This is a genomic window from Frigoribacterium sp. MCBA15_019, assembly GCF_001864945.1.
Classification (GTDB): Bacteria; Actinomycetota; Actinomycetes; order Actinomycetales; family Microbacteriaceae; genus Frigoribacterium.
Genome location: NZ_MJGS01000006.1, coordinates 62,220 through 77,622 on the forward strand (window position 1 = coordinate 62,220; position 15,403 = coordinate 77,622).

Sequence of the window (15,403 nt, forward strand, 5' to 3'; positions counted from 1 at the left end):
GGCGACGCCTAGCGCAGTCGGGCGCGCAACAGCTCGAGGAACTCGTCGGCCATCGCGAGCTGACGCTCGAGCTTCGCGCGACGCTCGACGGTCTCGTCGACGAACGCCGCCAAGGAGGCGCGGGTCGCCTGGTCGCGCCCGTCGCCCTCGTCGCCCGCCCCGGGCTCGCCCGCAGCCCCGCCGTCGTCGCCCGCCCCGCCGTCGAGCGCGTCGACGACCCGCAGCAGCTCGGCCATCTCGTCGAGGCTGAACCCCAGCGGCTTCATGCGCCGGATCACCATGAGTCGCAGGTAGTCGTCGTGCGTGTACAGCCGGAACCCGCCCTCACTGCGGCCCGACGGCGTCAGCAGACCGACCTCGTCGTAGTGGCGGATCGTGCGCAGCGACATCTCGGTGCGGTCGGCGAGCTCGCCGATCTGCATCGTGGCGGTCTCGTCGGGCATGGGGTCTCGTTTCATCTCTACCCTCACGTAAGGGTAGGGTTGCATCGTACGGCAGTGTCGCCGGCTCCCCCATTCTTCCGCACACCCCCAGGAGTCCCCCGTGACCACTGCCCCCGACTCCGACCGCGCGCGCCCTGAACCCGCCGCGCGGTCGGTCCGCCCCACCCGCCCCGCCGACACGGTGCTGTCCGTGTTGCGCAACCCGCGCCTCCTGACCCGCGAGGCCCTGGCCGGCGTCGTCACGACGCTCGCCCTCGTGCCCGAGGTCATCTCGTTCTCGGTGATCGCCGGGGTCGACCCGATGGTCAGCCTCGTCGCGTCGATCGTGCTGGCGCTCGTCATGTCGGTGCTCGGCGGCCGCCCGGCGATGGTCACCGCCGCCGCGGGGTCGGTCGCCCTCGTGATCGCGCCGCTGGTGCGCGAGCACGGCACCGACTACGTGCTGCCGACGGTCGTCCTGGCCGGGCTCGTGCAACTCGCGTTCGGGCTCGCCGGTCTCGCCCGGCTGATGCGGTTCATCCCCCGCTCGGTCATGATCGGCTTCGTCAACGCACTCGGCGTGCTGATCTTCGTGGCGCAGGTGCCGCACATCATCGACCAGCCGTGGGTCGTCTACCCGCTGTTCGCCCTGACCATCGCGATCGTCGTGCTGTTGCCGAAGGTGACGAAGGCCGTGCCGGCACCGCTGGTCGCCATCGTCGTCGTGACGGTCATCGCCGTGGCCGCCCGCCTCGACGTGCACACCGTCGGCGACGAGGGACCGATGGGCGGCGGCCTGCCCGGCCTGACCCCGTGGCTCGCTCCGTTCACGCTCGAGACGCTGCAGATCATCTGGCCCACCGCCCTCAGCGTCGCCTTCGTCGGCCTGATGGAGACCCTGCTGACCGCCAAGCTCGTCGACGACCTCACCGAGACCCCGTCGCACAAGGGCAAGGAGTCCTGGGCGCTCGGCGTCGCGAACATCGCAGCCGGCTTCTACGGCGGCATCGCCGGCTGCGCCATGATCGGCCAGACGGTCGTCAACGTGAAGATCGGGCGGGCCCGCACCCGGGTGTCGACGATCGCGGCCGGGCTCTTCCTGTTGCTGCTGGTCACCGGGCTGAGCGCCGTGATGTCGGCGATCCCGATGGTGGCGCTGGCGGCGGTCATGATGATCGTCGCGATCACCACGGTCGACTGGCACTCGCTGAAGCCGTCGACCCTGCGGCGCATGCCGGTGCCCGAGACGCTCGTCATGGTGGTCACGGTGGCCGTGGTCGTCGCGACGAACAACCTCGCCCTCGGCGTCGCGGTCGGCGTGCTGCTCGCGATGGTGCTGTTCGCCCGGCGGGTGGCCCACGTGATCACGGTCGAGCGGCACGTGACGCCGGGCGCCGTGGCCGACACCGGCACCCTCGGCGAGGCCACGGCCGCCTCGAACGCAGAAGGCGCGGGTGCGGTCGTCGGGTCTGCCCCGGCCCCCGAGACGGTGCGGTACGACGTCATCGGCCCCCTCTTCTTCGGCAGCAGCAACGACCTCGTCGAGCACTTCTCCTACGGAGACGACCCCGAGGCGGTCACCGTCGACCTGTCCCGCGCCCAGGTGTGGGACGCGTCGAGCGTCGCGGCCCTCGACTCGGTCGACGAGAAGTTCCGGGCGCACGGCGTGACGGCGACGTTCGTCGGGCTGGACGACCGCAGCGAGGCGTTCCACGGCCGTCTCACCGGCCGCCTCGGGTAGAGCGTCGTCCCGGAGGCGCGACCCGCGCCTCCTGGTCCTGCCCCCGCCCGCCGCCCGCCTGCCTGCCGTCCCCGCCCCGCCCCCGCCCCGGTGTGCAAATCGCGACAACCGGGGCCGGACGAACGGCCCCGGACGAACATGAGCGGCGCGGCTCCGGCCGGTTGTCGGGTTCGGCACGCGAGATGGCTCGTCACAGGTCGCGAATTGCACACGCGGCACGCTGGTGACGTGCCGGAGGCGGACCTGCCGGAAGGCGGACCCCGGGAGGCGCGGGTCACCACCCGAGGACGACGACACCTCGGAGGCGAGGGGCACCACATCAGGACGACGACACCCGGAGGCGCGGATCACCACCGCGGGATGACCGCGCCCCGGAGGCGCGGGTCACCACCCGAGGACGACGACCCCTGAGGTGAGGATCGTCAACGCAGAACGACGCCCCGCGGAGGCGCGGGTCGTCAGCTCTGGGCGCGCGGCGTCCTGACGCGGCCGAACCCGGAGGGCCCGGCTCAGCCGTCGATGCGGACGAAGTGGTGCGCCTGGTTCCAGATCGGGCGGACGTCGACGAAGCCGCCGGGCTTCGGGGCGTCGAGGATCATTCCGTTGCCGGCGTAGATGCCGTCGTGGGCCAGGTTGTCGAACACGACGAGGTCGCCGGGCACGGCCTCGGACTCGGGGATCGTGCGCCCCTCGGTGTTCTGCGTCGGCACGTAGTGGGTCAGCTCGATGCCGAACTGCGCGTAGACGAAGGTGATCAGGCCCGAGCAGTCGAACTTCGAGGGGTCTTCGCCGCCGTGCACGTACGGCGTGCCGATGTACTGCAGCGCCACGGCGAGCACCTGGTCGCGGTCGAGTTCGGGGTAGAGCGGATTCGCGAGGTAGTCGGCCGTGGTCGGCCCCTCGTAGGTCGTGTTCGCCGCGGCCTTGCGGTTCTGCAGGTTCTGCGTCGCGACGTCGATCATCGACGTGGCCGAGTAGGCGTCGCGGGCGGTCTCGTCGGACTCGTCGGTCAGCGACGCCGTGTCGACCGACAGCGTCTGCGAACCGAGCGACGACCGCGACGACTCACCCGCGGCGACGGCCTGGGCCTCGTCACCGGTGGTCGCGAGCAGCGGCAGCACGCCGCTGGCGGCGAAGCCGACGATCGCGGTGACGATGGAGAGCTTCTTCACGGCGGTGCCGACGCTGCGCGCCGCACCGGCACGACCGGCGGCAGCACGGGCCGGCGACACGGGACGAGCGGCCACGACTGCGGCACGGCGAGCGCGACGCGAGGGACGGACAGGTGCGGGGTGAGCGGCGACCGAGGAGGCGCGGGCGGCGACCGCAGGACGGGCGGCCTCGGTCGCGGCGGACTCCTCGAGACCGAGCAGCGGGCTGGTCTGGACCGGAGCCTCGGCGCGGCGGGGACGGACGCGCGGGGCGACCGCGGCCTCGGCGGCACCGACGAGGGCGGCGCACTCGACGAAGGACTCGCGGTGCGAGGTCGGCAGCACGTCGCGACGGGCGCGGCGTTCGCGACGCTCGAGGGCGAGGCGGGCCGAACGCTCACCGAGCGGACGAGCACCGTCGTGACCAGCGGGGTTCTGACCAGCACTTTCGACATGACCAGCCGTCGCGCCACCCTGATCCGGAGAGGTCGGGGAGGCGGGCTTCGTCACGCGTACGGTCCTCTCGTCTGGGGGTGGTGCGAACACTCGACCCTAGCGCGCATCATCCTCGAGGTGTAGTTGTCGCCGGAAAAAGATCACGAATCGGTCACGGGATCATGCGGGTGATCCCTCGTCGGGTGAGTGCGGGTCACCCTGCCCGGACGACGGGCCTGGCACCCCGCGACGCCGCCTGAGCTCGCGCCGCAGCGCCCGCCGCTCGCGCCAGCTCGGGGGCGGAGGCGGCACGGCGGCGGCCTCGGCGGCTCGTCGCGCCTGACGCCGCTCGTGCCAGAGCAGCACCTCGCCGTCGACGTCCCGCGTGGGCGTCACGACCGGCGGGCCCCCGGACAGCTGGCGCCTCGCCTCGACGATGCGCGCGTTGAAGTCGTCGAGGTGCGAGCGCACGGCGGCCTCGGATCGCAACCGGTCGAGCTCGGCGTGCAGCCCGGTGCTCTCGGCCCGCAACGACAGGGCCGGAGGCGCGAGCCCGGTGAGCCCCTCGCGCTCGATCAGACCACGCAGCCACCAGTCGGGGTCGACCGTGCCCCCGGCCAGGCCGGGCAGCGGCTTGCCGGCGAGCGGCAGGTCGTCGAACTCGCCGCGGGCGATCGCCAGGTCGATGGCGGTGCGGGCCCAGGCCCGCATCTCGGCGGCCGTGCGGGTGTCGCGGGGCGCGTCGTCGCTCGGCACGTCGCCGTCGACCCGGTAGCGGGCCGCGTCGACGCGGTGGTCGCGACCCTGCGGTCGTCGTTCGGGTTCTCGGTCCATGCGCCGCGCCTCCTGCGCTCGTCGTCGGACGGCGGGCGGTGCCCGACCGTCGCCCCTGCTCGTCCGTGCTCAGCTCGTTCGCACTCTGCTCGATCGTGCACGGCTCGTCCGGGCTCTGTGGCTTCGTGGCATCGAGGGTACGCCGCACCACCGACGGTGGCCGGGCCTACCCTGGAGGCCCTGCCCGCCGCTCGAGGAGGCCCGATGCGCGACGCCGCCCCACCCGCTCCCCGCACGATCTCGGCGGCGTACGTCCTGTGGATCGTCGTCGTCGGCCTGGGCGTCGTCGGCGCCGTCCTGCTGATGCTGTTCGGCGGGCCGGCGCGGGTGTCGACGTCCGGTGGGGCCCTGGCTGATCCCCGCGGGGCCGACATCGCCGGCGGGGTGTTCGCGATCGTGGTCGCCCTGGTGCAGCTCGCGGTCGTCCGGTCGATGCGCGACGGGCGCCGCTGGGCGCGCACCGTGTTGCTCGTGCTGACCATCCTGCAGGTGCTGGGCGGTGTGAGCGGGGCGAGCGGCGGCGGGGTGCTCGAGTGGGCGTCCGTGATCTGCGCGCTGATCGCCAGCCTGCTGATGCTGTTGCCCTCGTCGACGGCGTTCTTCGAGCGGCACACCCGCTAGACGCTCGGCCGCCGCGCCCGCTCGCTGCGCCCGCGCTGCGGGACGCCCCGGGGAGGCGCGGGTCGCCAGGCCGGGAGGCGCGAGTCGCCGGGTCAGGAGGCGCGGGTCGTCAGGTCAGGAGGCGCGGGTCGTCAGACCGAGCGGCCCCGACCCCGGGCGCGCAGCACGTCGACGACGACCGCGCCGACGACGGCCCCGGCACCGAGCAGGGCGAGCACAGTGCTCGAGCGGACGAAGTCCGAGCGGCGACCGCGGGGCAGACGGCCGGCGGCGAGGTCGTGCAGCAACTGGCCGGACGCCGCGAGGCAGGCCGACTCGGCCTCGGCGTCGTGCAGGGACCAGTCGGGCACCGAGACGTCGCCGATCACGCTGACGTCACCGTCGTCGGCGTCGAACCAGACGTCGACGGGTGCACGCCGCGGGCCCGTGACCGTCAGGACGCGCGTCTGCCAGCCGACGCGGCGCAGGGTCGTGCCGGGCACCTCGTCGCCGACCCACGAGTGGACGACCCGCAGGCGCCCGCTCTCCTCCGCGGCGGCCAGGTCGAGCGCCCGTCGCAGCCGATCGACGAACGGCGGACGCTCGGGTTCGGGCAACGAGATGGTCGGCAGGCCTCGGTACATGCCGACAGTGTGCCCCGCCCGCCTGGACGCCGCCGCACCCGTCGGCCCCCGCACCCGCCGTCGCCGCCGTCGCCGGCGTCGCCGCCAGCCCGCCACGAAGTAAACATGCCGCCACGCAAAAAGGTGGCGGCATGTTTACTTCGTGGCGGCGAGAGCAGGAGGCGCGGGTCGGCCGGCACCCGCCCCTTGCGGACCGGCGTGGGCACGACCTACCGTGGCGGGGTACCCCGTCGCGAGAGCAGGCACCGGTGCGGCCGACACACCGGCCGGTCAACCGCCCTCGCGGGCACGGGGGCCCGCCGCACAGAAGGCAGAGCGTTGCGTCTCATCACCGGTACTGCGCCCCTCGCGCAGCAGTCGCCCTCGCACTGACGCCACTCCCGCCCGCCCCGTGAACCGGGCGCCGCCTCGCTCGAGGCGCCGCGCCTCCTGCCGGGTCGCTCCCCCGCCGCAGCCGACCTCCGTCGCCGGCGAGGGACGGGTGGTCGTCGTGCTCCGACACCACCCACCGGGAGCCCTCGTGCCCACCATCACCACACCCTCCATCGTCCTGTCCGACCTCTCGTTCTCCTGGCCCGACGGCTCGGGGGTGATCGACCACCTGTCGACCGCGTTCGGTCGTGGCCGCACCGGCCTCGTCGGCGCGAACGGCGCGGGCAAGTCCACGCTCGTCGGGCTCGTCACCGGCGACCTCGTCCCCACCGGCGGGCGTCTCACGACCACCGGCGAGGTCGACCTGCTGCCGCAACGGCTGCGGTCCCGCGCCGACGACACCGTGGCCGACCTGCTGGGGGTCGGCCCGCGCCTCCTCGCCTTGCGGGCGATCCTCGCCGGCGACGCGACCGAACGGCAGTTCGAGCTGCTCGCCGACGACTGGGACGTCGAGTCGCGCGCCGCCGCGGCCCTCGCCGACGTCGGGCTGGGCCACCTCGACGGCGGTGCCGGCACCAGCACCAGCGGCAGCCGCACCGGCACCGGCACCGGCACCGGCACCGTCCTCGACCGCCCGGTGTCGACGCTGTCCGGAGGGCAGGCCGTGCTCGTCGCCATCGCCGGCGTGCGGTTGCGGGGTCGGCCGATCGCCGTGTTCGACGAGCCCTCGAACGACCTCGACCGACGATCACGCGGCCTGCTGCTCGACGTGGTCGACCGCTGGCGGGGGACGCTCGTCGTCGTCAGCCACGACCGCGAGCTGCTCGAGCACGTCGACGAGATCGCCGAGCTGCGCGACGGCTCGATGACCGTGTTCGGCGGCACCTGGTCGGCCTACGAGCAGCAGCTCGCGGTGCTTCAGGCCGCGGCCGAGCGCGACGTCCGGGCCGCCGAGCAGGTGTTCAAGGCCGAGCGGAGGCAGCGCATCGAGGCCGAGACGACCATCGCGCGACGGGCCAAGGCCGGAGCCAAGGCCGGCGAGTCGATGCCGAAGATCATGGCGAACCAGCTGCGTGGCCAGGCCGAGGCGACGGCGGGCTCGCTGCGCAAGGCGCACGCGTCGTCCGAGCAGGAGGCGCGGGTAGCGGTCGACACCGCCGAGCGACGCCTGCGTCGTGACGACACGATCGTGGTCGACCTGCCGGACCCGGCGGTCCCGGCGTCCCGGCGCCTCGCCGAGCTGACCGTGCGGGGACGCACCATCGTCGTCCAGGGGGTGGAGCGCGTCGCCGTCGTCGGCGACAACGGGTCGGGCAAGACGACGCTGCTCGAGCAGCTCGTCGGTGCGCCGGACGCGCGGCCGCATCCGCTGCCCGACACGCACGCCGTCGCGCTGACCGGTCGGGTAGCCCACCTCGGGCAGAAGAAGGACTCGCTCGACGACGGACTCACGGTGCTCGAGAACGTCCGGCGGGCTGCACCGGACGTTCCTCCGCGCGAGGTGCGTAACCGCCTCGCGCGGTTCCTCATCAGGGGAGACATTGTGGACCGGCTCGCCGGGACCCTCTCGGGCGGCGAACGGTTCCGGGTCGCGCTGGCCGGACTGCTGCTCGCCGACCCGCCGCCCGAGCTGCTGGTGCTCGACGAGCCGACGAACGACCTCGACATGGCGAGCACCGACCACCTGCTCCAGGCGTTGCGCGGCTACCGCGGGGCGCTCGTGATCGTCAGCCACGACGAGGCCTTCCTCGAGCGGCTCGAGCTCGACGCCCGGGTCGAGGTCCGCTGAGGCCGTCCTGCCGCGGCCGGACCGGGCCTCCGCCGTCGCCGCCAACGCGCGAACCCGCCACGAACTAAACACCCCGCCACGAGAAAAAGTGGCGGCCTGTTTACTTCGTGGCGGCGAGGGCAGGGAGGTGTGGCGCGAGCCGCCGACGCAGCCCGCCCCCGTAGTACGACGCCAGGAAGTGGTCACGACGCCACGACTAGTCCTGGCGCTGTGTCCATCCCCTGGCGAGGAACGCAGGGGGCGCGGCGCGAGCCGGACGGGGGAACGCAGGAGGCGCAGGTCGGGCCGCCGACGGAGCCCGCCAGTCCGCCGTCGCCGCCAGCCCGCCACGAACTAAACACCCCGCCACGAGAAAAAGTGGCGGCATGTTTACTTCGTGGCGGCGAGAGCAGGAGGCGCGGCGCGGGCCGGACGGGCGAACGCAGGAGGCGCGGCGCGGGCCGCCGACGGAGCCCGCCCCCGTCACACGCTTGGCACGGAGCCCCGCAGGCAGTTGACTGTGTCCACCCGCCCGGCCCGCACCGCCGGCACCCCCACAGCACACCCGTTCCCGGAGGTCCCGCCTCATGTCCGTCCACCCCGCCACACCCGCCCGTCTCGCCGACTCCGCGCACCCCGCAGCACCCGCACCCCGCCCGAGCACCCTCCTCGGCAGCACCCGCCGCGGCAGCACCCGCCTCGGGGCCGCCCGCGCCGGGGACCGCTCGTCGTCCCGCCTCCGCCACCCGCGCCTCCTCGGGGTCGCCGGCGGCCTCGCCGGTCTCGCGCTGCTGGCCGGCTGTGCCAGCGCCCCGTCCGACACGGCCGCCTCGGGCAGCGCCGGCGCGGGAGAGAACTGCGCCCGCATGGTGACGAACTCCGGCGGGCTCGACGACCGCTCGTTCAACCAGTCGAGCTGGGCCGGCCTGCAGAAGGCCGAGAAGGACGACGGCATCCAGGCCCGCGTGCTCGTCTCGACGACCGAGAACGACCTGGCCCCGAACGTCGCGCAAGCCGTCGACTCGGGCTGCGGTTTCGTGCTGACGGTCGGCTACGAGCTCGCCCCCGCCACCGAGGAGCAGGCGAAGGCCAACCCCGACATCGACTTCGCCATCGTCGACGAGACCGTCGAGGCCCCGAACGTCAAGCCGATCCTGTTCGACACGGCACAGGCCTCGTACCTCGCCGGCTACCTCGCGGCGGGCGTGAGCAAGACGGGCAAGGTCGCGACCTTCGGCGGCGGCAACCAGCCCCCGGTCACCCTGTTCATGGACGGTTTCGCGGACGGCGTCGACGCCTACAACGCCGCGCACGGCACGAGCGTGCAGCTGCTCGGCTGGTCGAAGGAGGCGCAGGACGGCTCGTTCACCGGCGACTTCGAGGACGTCAACAAGGGCAAACAGCTCGCCCAGGCGTTGATCGACCAGGGCGCCGACGTGATCATGCCGGTCGCCGGGCAGGTCGGCGAGGGAGCGGCGTCGGCCGCACTCGCCACGGGCGACGTCGACGTGATCTGGGTCGACAACGACGGCTACGACACGTTGCCGGCCGAGTACCGCCCGATCGTGCTGACCAGCGTCATCAAGGACACCGAGAAGGCCGTCCAGCAGATCGCGGTCTCGTCGACCGACGGCTCGTTCAGCAACGACCCCTACGTCGGCACGCTCGACAACGGCGGGGTCGACCTCGCACCGTTCCACGACCTGGCGTCGTCGGTCAGCCCCGAGCTGTCGGCCGAGCTCGACACCCTGCGCGACCAGATCGCCAGCGGCGCCGTCACGGTCACCTCACCCAGCCAGCCGTAGGCCGGGCCGACCCGGGGCTCGGCCGCGGCCCCTGCCGCTCCGCCGAGTGGGCAGGAGATGCGCGTCGGCGCGAGCCGAGCAGCACCTCCTGCCCACTCGCGGGCCAGGACGAGGAGGCGCGGGTCAGGAAGCGACGGAGGTCGCGGCGCCGCCGACCCCGGCCCGCGCGGCCGCAGTGCGCACCGCGGCGACGACGCGGTCGGTCGTCATGCCGCGCTCGCGCAGCGCGTCGGCCGCGGGGGCCGAGAGGCCGAACTCGTCGATGCCGACGACGACGCCGTCGGGACCGGCGACGCCCTCCCAGCCGAAGCTCGCGGCGGCCTCGACGACGACCCGGGCCGACACCGCGCGGGGCAGCACCTGCTCGCGGTACTCGGCGGGTTCGGCGTCGAACCATTCGCGGCAGGGCATCGACACGACGCGCACGGCGAGGTCGTCGATCTGCGCGACGGCCTCCAACACGAGGGCGACCTCGCTGCCCGTGGCGACGACGACCACGTCGGGCGTGCCGCCGTCAGCGCCGTCCTGCACGACGTAGGCCCCGCGGCGCACGCCCGCGAGCACCACGTCGGCGGGCGTCGCCGCGACCGGCAGCGGCTGGCGGGCCAGCACGAGGCCGGCCGGGCCGTCCTTCTCGAGGATCGCCAGCCACGCCGCGGCGGTCTCGGCGCCGTCGGCCGGGCGCACCACCGAGAACCCGGGCATCGCCCGCAGGCTCGCCAGGTGTTCGATCGGCTGGTGGGTCGGTCCGTCGGCGCCGAGGGCGACCGAGTCGTGCGACCAAAGGTAGGTGACCGGCAGCTGCATGAGCGCCGCCAGCCGGATCGCCGGGCGCTGGTAGTCGCTGAACACGAGGAACGTCCCGGCGAAGAACCGCGAGCCCTCGATCAGGGCGATGCCGTTCATGGCCGAGGCCATCGCCCCCTCGCGCACGCCCCAGTGGACGTTGCGACCGGCGCGGCCGGTGCCGGGGGCCTCCTCGGGGAGGTACGACGCGCCTCCTGCGATCGCCGTGCGGTTGGGCTCGGCGAGGTCGGCCGAGCCGCCCCACAGCTCGGGCAGCGCCTCGGCGAGCGCCTGGATGACCTTGCCCGACGCGTCGCGGGTGGCGAGCGTGTCGCCGGGGGCGAAGACCGGGAGGCGCGACGCGAGGTCCGCGGGCAGGGTCCGTGACCGCGAGCGTCGCAGTTCGGCGGCCGCGGCGGGGTGGGCGAGCTCCCAGGCGTCGGCGGCGACCTGCCAGGCCTCGCGGGCGGCCCGGCCCCGCTCGAGCACGGAGCGGGTGTGGGCGAGCACGGCGTCGTCGACGGTGAAGGGCTCGGAGTCGACGCCGAGCTCGACCCGGGTGGCGGCGACCTCGGCGGCACCGAGCGGGGCGCCGTGCGAGGCGGAGGTGTTGCGGGCGTTCGGGGCCGGCCAGGCGATCTGCGACTTGAGCACGACGAGGTGGGGGCGGTCTCCGCGGCGGTCGGTGGTCGAGAGCACCTCGTCGAGGGCCTCGACGTCGACGTCGCCGTCCGAGGCGAGCCCGACGTGGTCGACGCGCCAGCCCTGCGCCGCGAACCGGGCGCCGACGTTCTCGCTCGAGGTGAGGCTCGTGTCACCCTCGATCTGGATGTCGTTGTCGTCGTAGATGACCGTGAGGTTGCCGAGGCGGTGCCGCCCGGCGAGCGCTCCGGCCTCGTACGAGAGACCCTCCTGCAGGTCGCCGTCGGACGCGAGCACGAAGACCCGGCGGTCGAAGACGGACTCGCCGGGGGCGGCATCGGGGTCGTTGACGGCACGCTCGTGCAGCATCGCCATCGCCATGCCGACGGCCGTGGCGAGGCCCTGCCCGAGCGGTCCGGTCGTGGTCTCGACGCCGGGGGTGTGGCCGAGCTCGGGGTGGCCGGGGGTGCGCGACCCGAACGACCGGAACGCCTTCAAGTCGTCGAGCGACACGTCGTAGCCGGTGAGGAAGAGCTGCGTGTAGAGCAGGATGCTCGCGTGCCCGCAGCTCAGCACGAACCGGTCGCGGCCGGCCCAGTCGGGTGCCTGCGGGTCGTGCCGCAGGTGCGTCTGGAAGAGGAGGTGCGCGACGGGAGCCAGCGCGGCCGCCGTCCCCGGGTGGCCGGACCCGGCTCGCTCGACGGCGTCGAGGGCGAGCAGGCGGGCGGTGGTGACGGCGGCGTGGTCGAGGTCGTGGGTCACGTGTGGGGCTCCGGTTCGGGAGGGGCGGGCTGGGTCTTGGACGACCGTAGCGTGAGACATCAGGACGTCATGATGAATCAAGACGACTGCCGACTTGCACCCGTGGTCGACGCGACGTACTCTCGTCGAAGTCATCATGACGACTTGACGACCTGACGACTCAGGGCGGTCGGCACGATCCGGCACCACCCACTTCGGCGAGACCCTTCTTCAGCAACGGCGCGGAGGCACCAGATGAGCACCACGAGCGGCACGAGCAAGTACGTGGCCGTGCGCGAGCACCTGCTGTCGCGCATCCAGAAGCTCGAGGCCGGGTCGCAGCTGCCCGCCGAGCCCGTGCTCTGCGACGAGTACGGCGTCAGCCGCATCACGCTGCGGCACGCGGTCGACGGCCTGATCGCCGACGGCCACCTGGTGCGCGAGCACGGCCGGGGCACCTTCGTCACCGAGCCGCAGTACCGCCTGCACTACCGCGAGCGGTTCGCCGACGAGGTCAAGGGCTTCCACGCCCAGCAGACCGGCGAGGGCTTCTCGGTCAGCACCCGCGTGCTCGGCCAGAAGGTCGTCCGCGCCGGCGAGACGGTGGCGAGCCACCTCGACATCAACTCGGCCGACGAAGTCGTCGAGCTGACCCGCCTGCGCTTCGTCAACGGGTCGCTGCACCACCTCGTGGTGACCTGGCTGCCGTTCTCGCTGTTCCCCGAGACGGCGACCGTCGACTTCACCGACGGCTCGCTCTACGGGCACCTCGACCGCGAGCACGGCGTGACCCTCGCCCGGCAAGACCTGCTCGTCTCCCTCGACGCGGCGAGCACGCTGCACGCCGACGAGCTCGACGTGCCCCTCGGCACGACGTTGCTGCGCATCGCGTCGACCGTGTTCGACGGCGACGAGCGTGCCGTCGCCTACGGGACCAGCCACTTCACCCCGCAGAACAGCGAGATCTTCTTCGGCCTGCACGGCTGACCGACCGGGCGCTCCTCGTCCGCCGAGCCGCGCCTCCTGAACCCCGCCCGACCACCGCCCCCGACGCCCGCCGCGACGACGACGTCACCCACCCCCACCAGGAACGACAGTGCTGACCGACCTCCTCACCCCCGAGACCATCCTCTTCGCCGACCGCGTCGACGGCTGGCGCGACGCCGTCGAACGCGTCGCGCAGCCCCTGCTCGACAGCGGCGCCATCAGCAGCCACTACGTCGCGGCCATGACCGACTCGATCGCGGCGGGCGGCACCTACATCGACCTCGGCTTCGGCATCGCCCTCGCGCACAGCCGGCCCGAGAACGGCGTCGTGCGCACCGGGCTGTCGAGCTTGCGCGTCGGCGAGACCGTCCTGCTGAACGACGACGCGGCGCACCCGATCGACCTCTTCTTCTGCCTCGCCGCGACCGACCCGCAGAGCCACCTCGACACGATGATGGCCCTCGCCACCCTGCTCTCCGACGAGACGCTCCGCGCCGAGCTGCTCGCCTCCTCCACCCCCGCCGACACCCTGGCGGTCCTCACCAAGATCGGACAGAACGCATGAAATTCCTCGCCGTCTGCAGCTCGGGCCTCGGTTCGAGCTTCATGGTCCACATGAACATCGAGAAGGTCCTCAAAGAGCAGGGCATCACCGGGGTCGACGTCGACCACGCCGACCTCGGCTCGGTCGGCCCGGGTGCCGCCGACGTGATCTTCGTGGGCGCCGACCTGGCCGACTCGGTCGGCGGCCTCGGCGACGTCGTGGTGCTCGACAGCATCATCGACCTGGCCGAGCTGCGCACCAAGGTGCGCGAGACCGCGATCCGCAAGGGCGTGACCGTGCCCGACGCCGGGGCCAACTGATGGAGGGCGTGCTCTCCGTCCTGCTGGACGTCTTCCGCCAGCCCGCGATCATCGTCGCGCTGATCTCGCTCGTCGGCCTGCTGCTGCAGCGCAAGGCGTTCAGTGACGTGCTCAAGGGCACCGTGCGCACGCTCGTCGGGTTCCTGGTGCTGGCCGCCGGTGCCGGCGTGGTCGTCGCCTCGCTCGACCCGTTCGGCGCCATGTTCCAGCAGGCGTTCAACGTGCAGGGAGTGGTGCCGAACAACGAGGCCATCGTCGGCCAGGTGCTGCTCGACTACGGCTCGGCCGCCGCGCTGATCTTCTTCTTCGGGTTCATCGTCAACGTGCTGCTGGCCGCGACGACGCACTTCAAGTACATCTACCTCTCGGGTCACGTCGCCTTCTACATGGCCGCGATGATCGCCGTGATCCTCGGCGTCGCCGGGTTCCCGGTCTGGGGCGTCGTGCTCTGGGGTGCGCTGCTGCAGGGTCTCGTCACGACGCTGTCGCCGGCGATCGTGCAGCCCTTCATGCGGAAGGTCACCGGCTCGAACGACGTAGCCCTCGGCCACACCGGCGGTGCCGGCGTCGCCCTGAGCGGCCTGGTCGCCACGCTGACCCGGGGCAAGGGGACGCCGTCGAAGTCGACCGAGGACATCACGTTCCCGAAGGGCCTCGGATTCCTCCGCGACACCACGGTGATCGTGGCGCTGTCGATGGCCGTGATCTACGTGATCGTCGCGCTGTTCGCCGGGGCCTCGTTCGTCGAGACCGAGCTGAGCGACGGCCAGAACTACATCGTCTACGTCGTCATGCAGGCCGCGACCTTCTCGGCGGGCGTCTTCGTGATCCTCGCCGGCGTGCGCGTCGTGCTGGCCGAGATCGTGCCCGCGTTCAAGGGCATCAGCGAGCGCCTCGTCAAGAACGCGATCCCCGCGCTCGACGTGCCGATCACCTTCACCTTCGCCCCGAACGCCGTGCTGATCGGGTTCCTCGCGAGCTTCGTCGGCGGCATCGTCGGCATGTCGGTCATGATCTTCGCCGGCACCGCCATCGTGATCCCGGGCGTCGTCGCGCACTTCATGACCGGAGCCGCCTCGGGCGTCATCGGCAACGCCGCGGGCGGTCGACGCGGTGCCGTGCTCGGTGCCTTCGCCAACGGTCTCGCGATCACCTTCCTGCCGCTGTTCCTGCTGCCGGTGCTCGGCGACATCGGGCTGTCGAACTCGACCTTCTCCGACTCGGACTACGGCGTGGTGGGCATCCTGTTCGGTCAGATCAGCCTGGCCGGCGGTCAGATCGCCGTGATCGTCGCGATCCTCGGGTCGCTCGTGCTGGTGTACGCGTCGAGCCTGTTCGTGCGGGCCCGTGCCCGCCGGAACGGTGGCCGCGACGGTGGTGCCGACGGCGACGCCGGCTCGGGCGATGCGGCGGCGGCCGCCGACGGCACGCGCGTCGGCCAGACCGCCTCGGCGCGCTAGGCCGGTCGGCCTCCCGGCTGACGGTCGGCCTCCCGGCTGACGGTCGGCCTCCCGGCTGACGGTCGGCCTCCCCGCTGACGACGGGCGGGTTCGGCGGGAACGGGCATCTTCGGACGCCTGCCTCCCCCGGACCCGCCCGTTCTGCGTGTCC

General features: G+C 72.9%; 13 protein-coding genes. 8 read left to right on the plus strand and 5 right to left on the minus strand.

Going from position 1 to position 15,403, the window contains the following annotated elements; all coding sequences use genetic code 11:
• Nucleotides 1–8 precede the first annotated feature (8 nt).
• Nucleotides 9–443 (minus strand): MerR family transcriptional regulator, encoded by a 435-nt coding sequence (locus BIV04_RS08875; RefSeq protein WP_143048634.1) that lies wholly within the window; start codon nt 441–443, stop codon nt 9–11.
• Between the two features lie 100 nt (nt 444–543).
• On the opposite strand from BIV04_RS08875, the gene BIV04_RS08880 reads away from it, so the two are divergent.
• On the plus strand, nt 544–2,163 hold the full coding sequence (locus tag BIV04_RS08880; protein ID WP_083396307.1) for a SulP family inorganic anion transporter: 1,620 nt from the start codon (nt 544–546) through the stop codon (nt 2,161–2,163).
• A gap of 509 nt (nt 2,164–2,672) precedes the next feature.
• Here BIV04_RS08880 and BIV04_RS08885 read toward each other — a convergent pair.
• Together BIV04_RS08885 and BIV04_RS08895 are read right to left on the minus strand one after the other, a co-directional pair.
• Nucleotides 2,673–3,824: a C40 family peptidase gene (locus BIV04_RS08885; RefSeq protein WP_143048635.1), complete on the minus strand. Its 1,152-nt coding sequence runs from the start codon at nt 3,822–3,824 to the stop codon at nt 2,673–2,675.
• A gap of 105 nt (nt 3,825–3,929) precedes the next feature.
• On the minus strand, nt 3,930–4,583 hold the full coding sequence (locus BIV04_RS08895; protein WP_071255899.1) for a DUF1992 domain-containing protein: 654 nt from the start codon (nt 4,581–4,583) through the stop codon (nt 3,930–3,932).
• A gap of 204 nt (nt 4,584–4,787) precedes the next feature.
• Between BIV04_RS08895 and BIV04_RS08900 the strand changes: the two genes are divergently transcribed.
• Complete coding sequence (locus BIV04_RS08900) at nt 4,788–5,204, plus strand: hypothetical protein (RefSeq protein WP_071255902.1); 417 nt, start codon at nt 4,788–4,790, stop codon at nt 5,202–5,204.
• A 131-nt stretch (nt 5,205–5,335) separates the two neighbouring features.
• Here BIV04_RS08900 and BIV04_RS08905 read toward each other — a convergent pair whose 3' ends face one another.
• Complete coding sequence (locus BIV04_RS08905) at nt 5,336–5,827, minus strand: hypothetical protein (RefSeq protein ID WP_071255905.1); 492 nt, start codon at nt 5,825–5,827, stop codon at nt 5,336–5,338.
• Nucleotides 5,828–6,347: 520 nt separating this feature from the next.
• Here BIV04_RS08905 and BIV04_RS08910 point away from each other — a divergent pair.
• A complete protein-coding gene (locus BIV04_RS08910; protein ID WP_071255942.1) occupies nt 6,348–7,988 on the plus strand; it encodes an ATP-binding cassette domain-containing protein in 1,641 nt (546 codons plus the stop codon).
• Between the two features lie 566 nt (nt 7,989–8,554).
• A complete protein-coding gene (locus BIV04_RS08915) occupies nt 8,555–9,772 on the plus strand; it encodes a BMP family protein (RefSeq protein WP_143048636.1) in 1,218 nt (405 codons plus the stop codon).
• Between the two features lie 123 nt (nt 9,773–9,895).
• Here BIV04_RS08915 and BIV04_RS08920 read toward each other — a convergent pair whose 3' ends face one another.
• Nucleotides 9,896–11,962: a transketolase gene (locus tag BIV04_RS08920; protein ID WP_071255906.1), complete on the minus strand. Its 2,067-nt coding sequence runs from the start codon at nt 11,960–11,962 to the stop codon at nt 9,896–9,898.
• Between the two features lie 234 nt (nt 11,963–12,196).
• Between BIV04_RS08920 and BIV04_RS08925 the strand changes: the two genes are divergently transcribed.
• The 4 genes from BIV04_RS08925 (at nt 12,197) to BIV04_RS08940 (ending at nt 15,252) form a co-directional block, all read left to right on the plus strand.
• Nucleotides 12,197–12,928: a GntR family transcriptional regulator gene (locus tag BIV04_RS08925; RefSeq protein ID WP_071255908.1), complete on the plus strand. Its 732-nt coding sequence runs from the start codon at nt 12,197–12,199 to the stop codon at nt 12,926–12,928.
• Nucleotides 12,929–13,037: 109 nt separating this feature from the next.
• On the plus strand, nt 13,038–13,493 hold the full coding sequence (locus BIV04_RS08930; RefSeq protein ID WP_143048637.1) for a PTS sugar transporter subunit IIA: 456 nt from the start codon (nt 13,038–13,040) through the stop codon (nt 13,491–13,493).
• Complete coding sequence (locus BIV04_RS08935) at nt 13,490–13,792, plus strand: PTS sugar transporter subunit IIB (protein ID WP_043596598.1); 303 nt, start codon at nt 13,490–13,492, stop codon at nt 13,790–13,792. Before BIV04_RS08930 ends, BIV04_RS08935 begins: the two co-directional genes overlap by 4 nt.
• Before the next feature lie 8 nt (nt 13,793–13,800).
• Nucleotides 13,801–15,252: a PTS ascorbate transporter subunit IIC gene (locus BIV04_RS08940; protein ID WP_369825305.1), complete on the plus strand. Its 1,452-nt coding sequence runs from the start codon at nt 13,801–13,803 to the stop codon at nt 15,250–15,252.
• Nucleotides 15,253–15,403 lie beyond the last annotated feature (151 nt).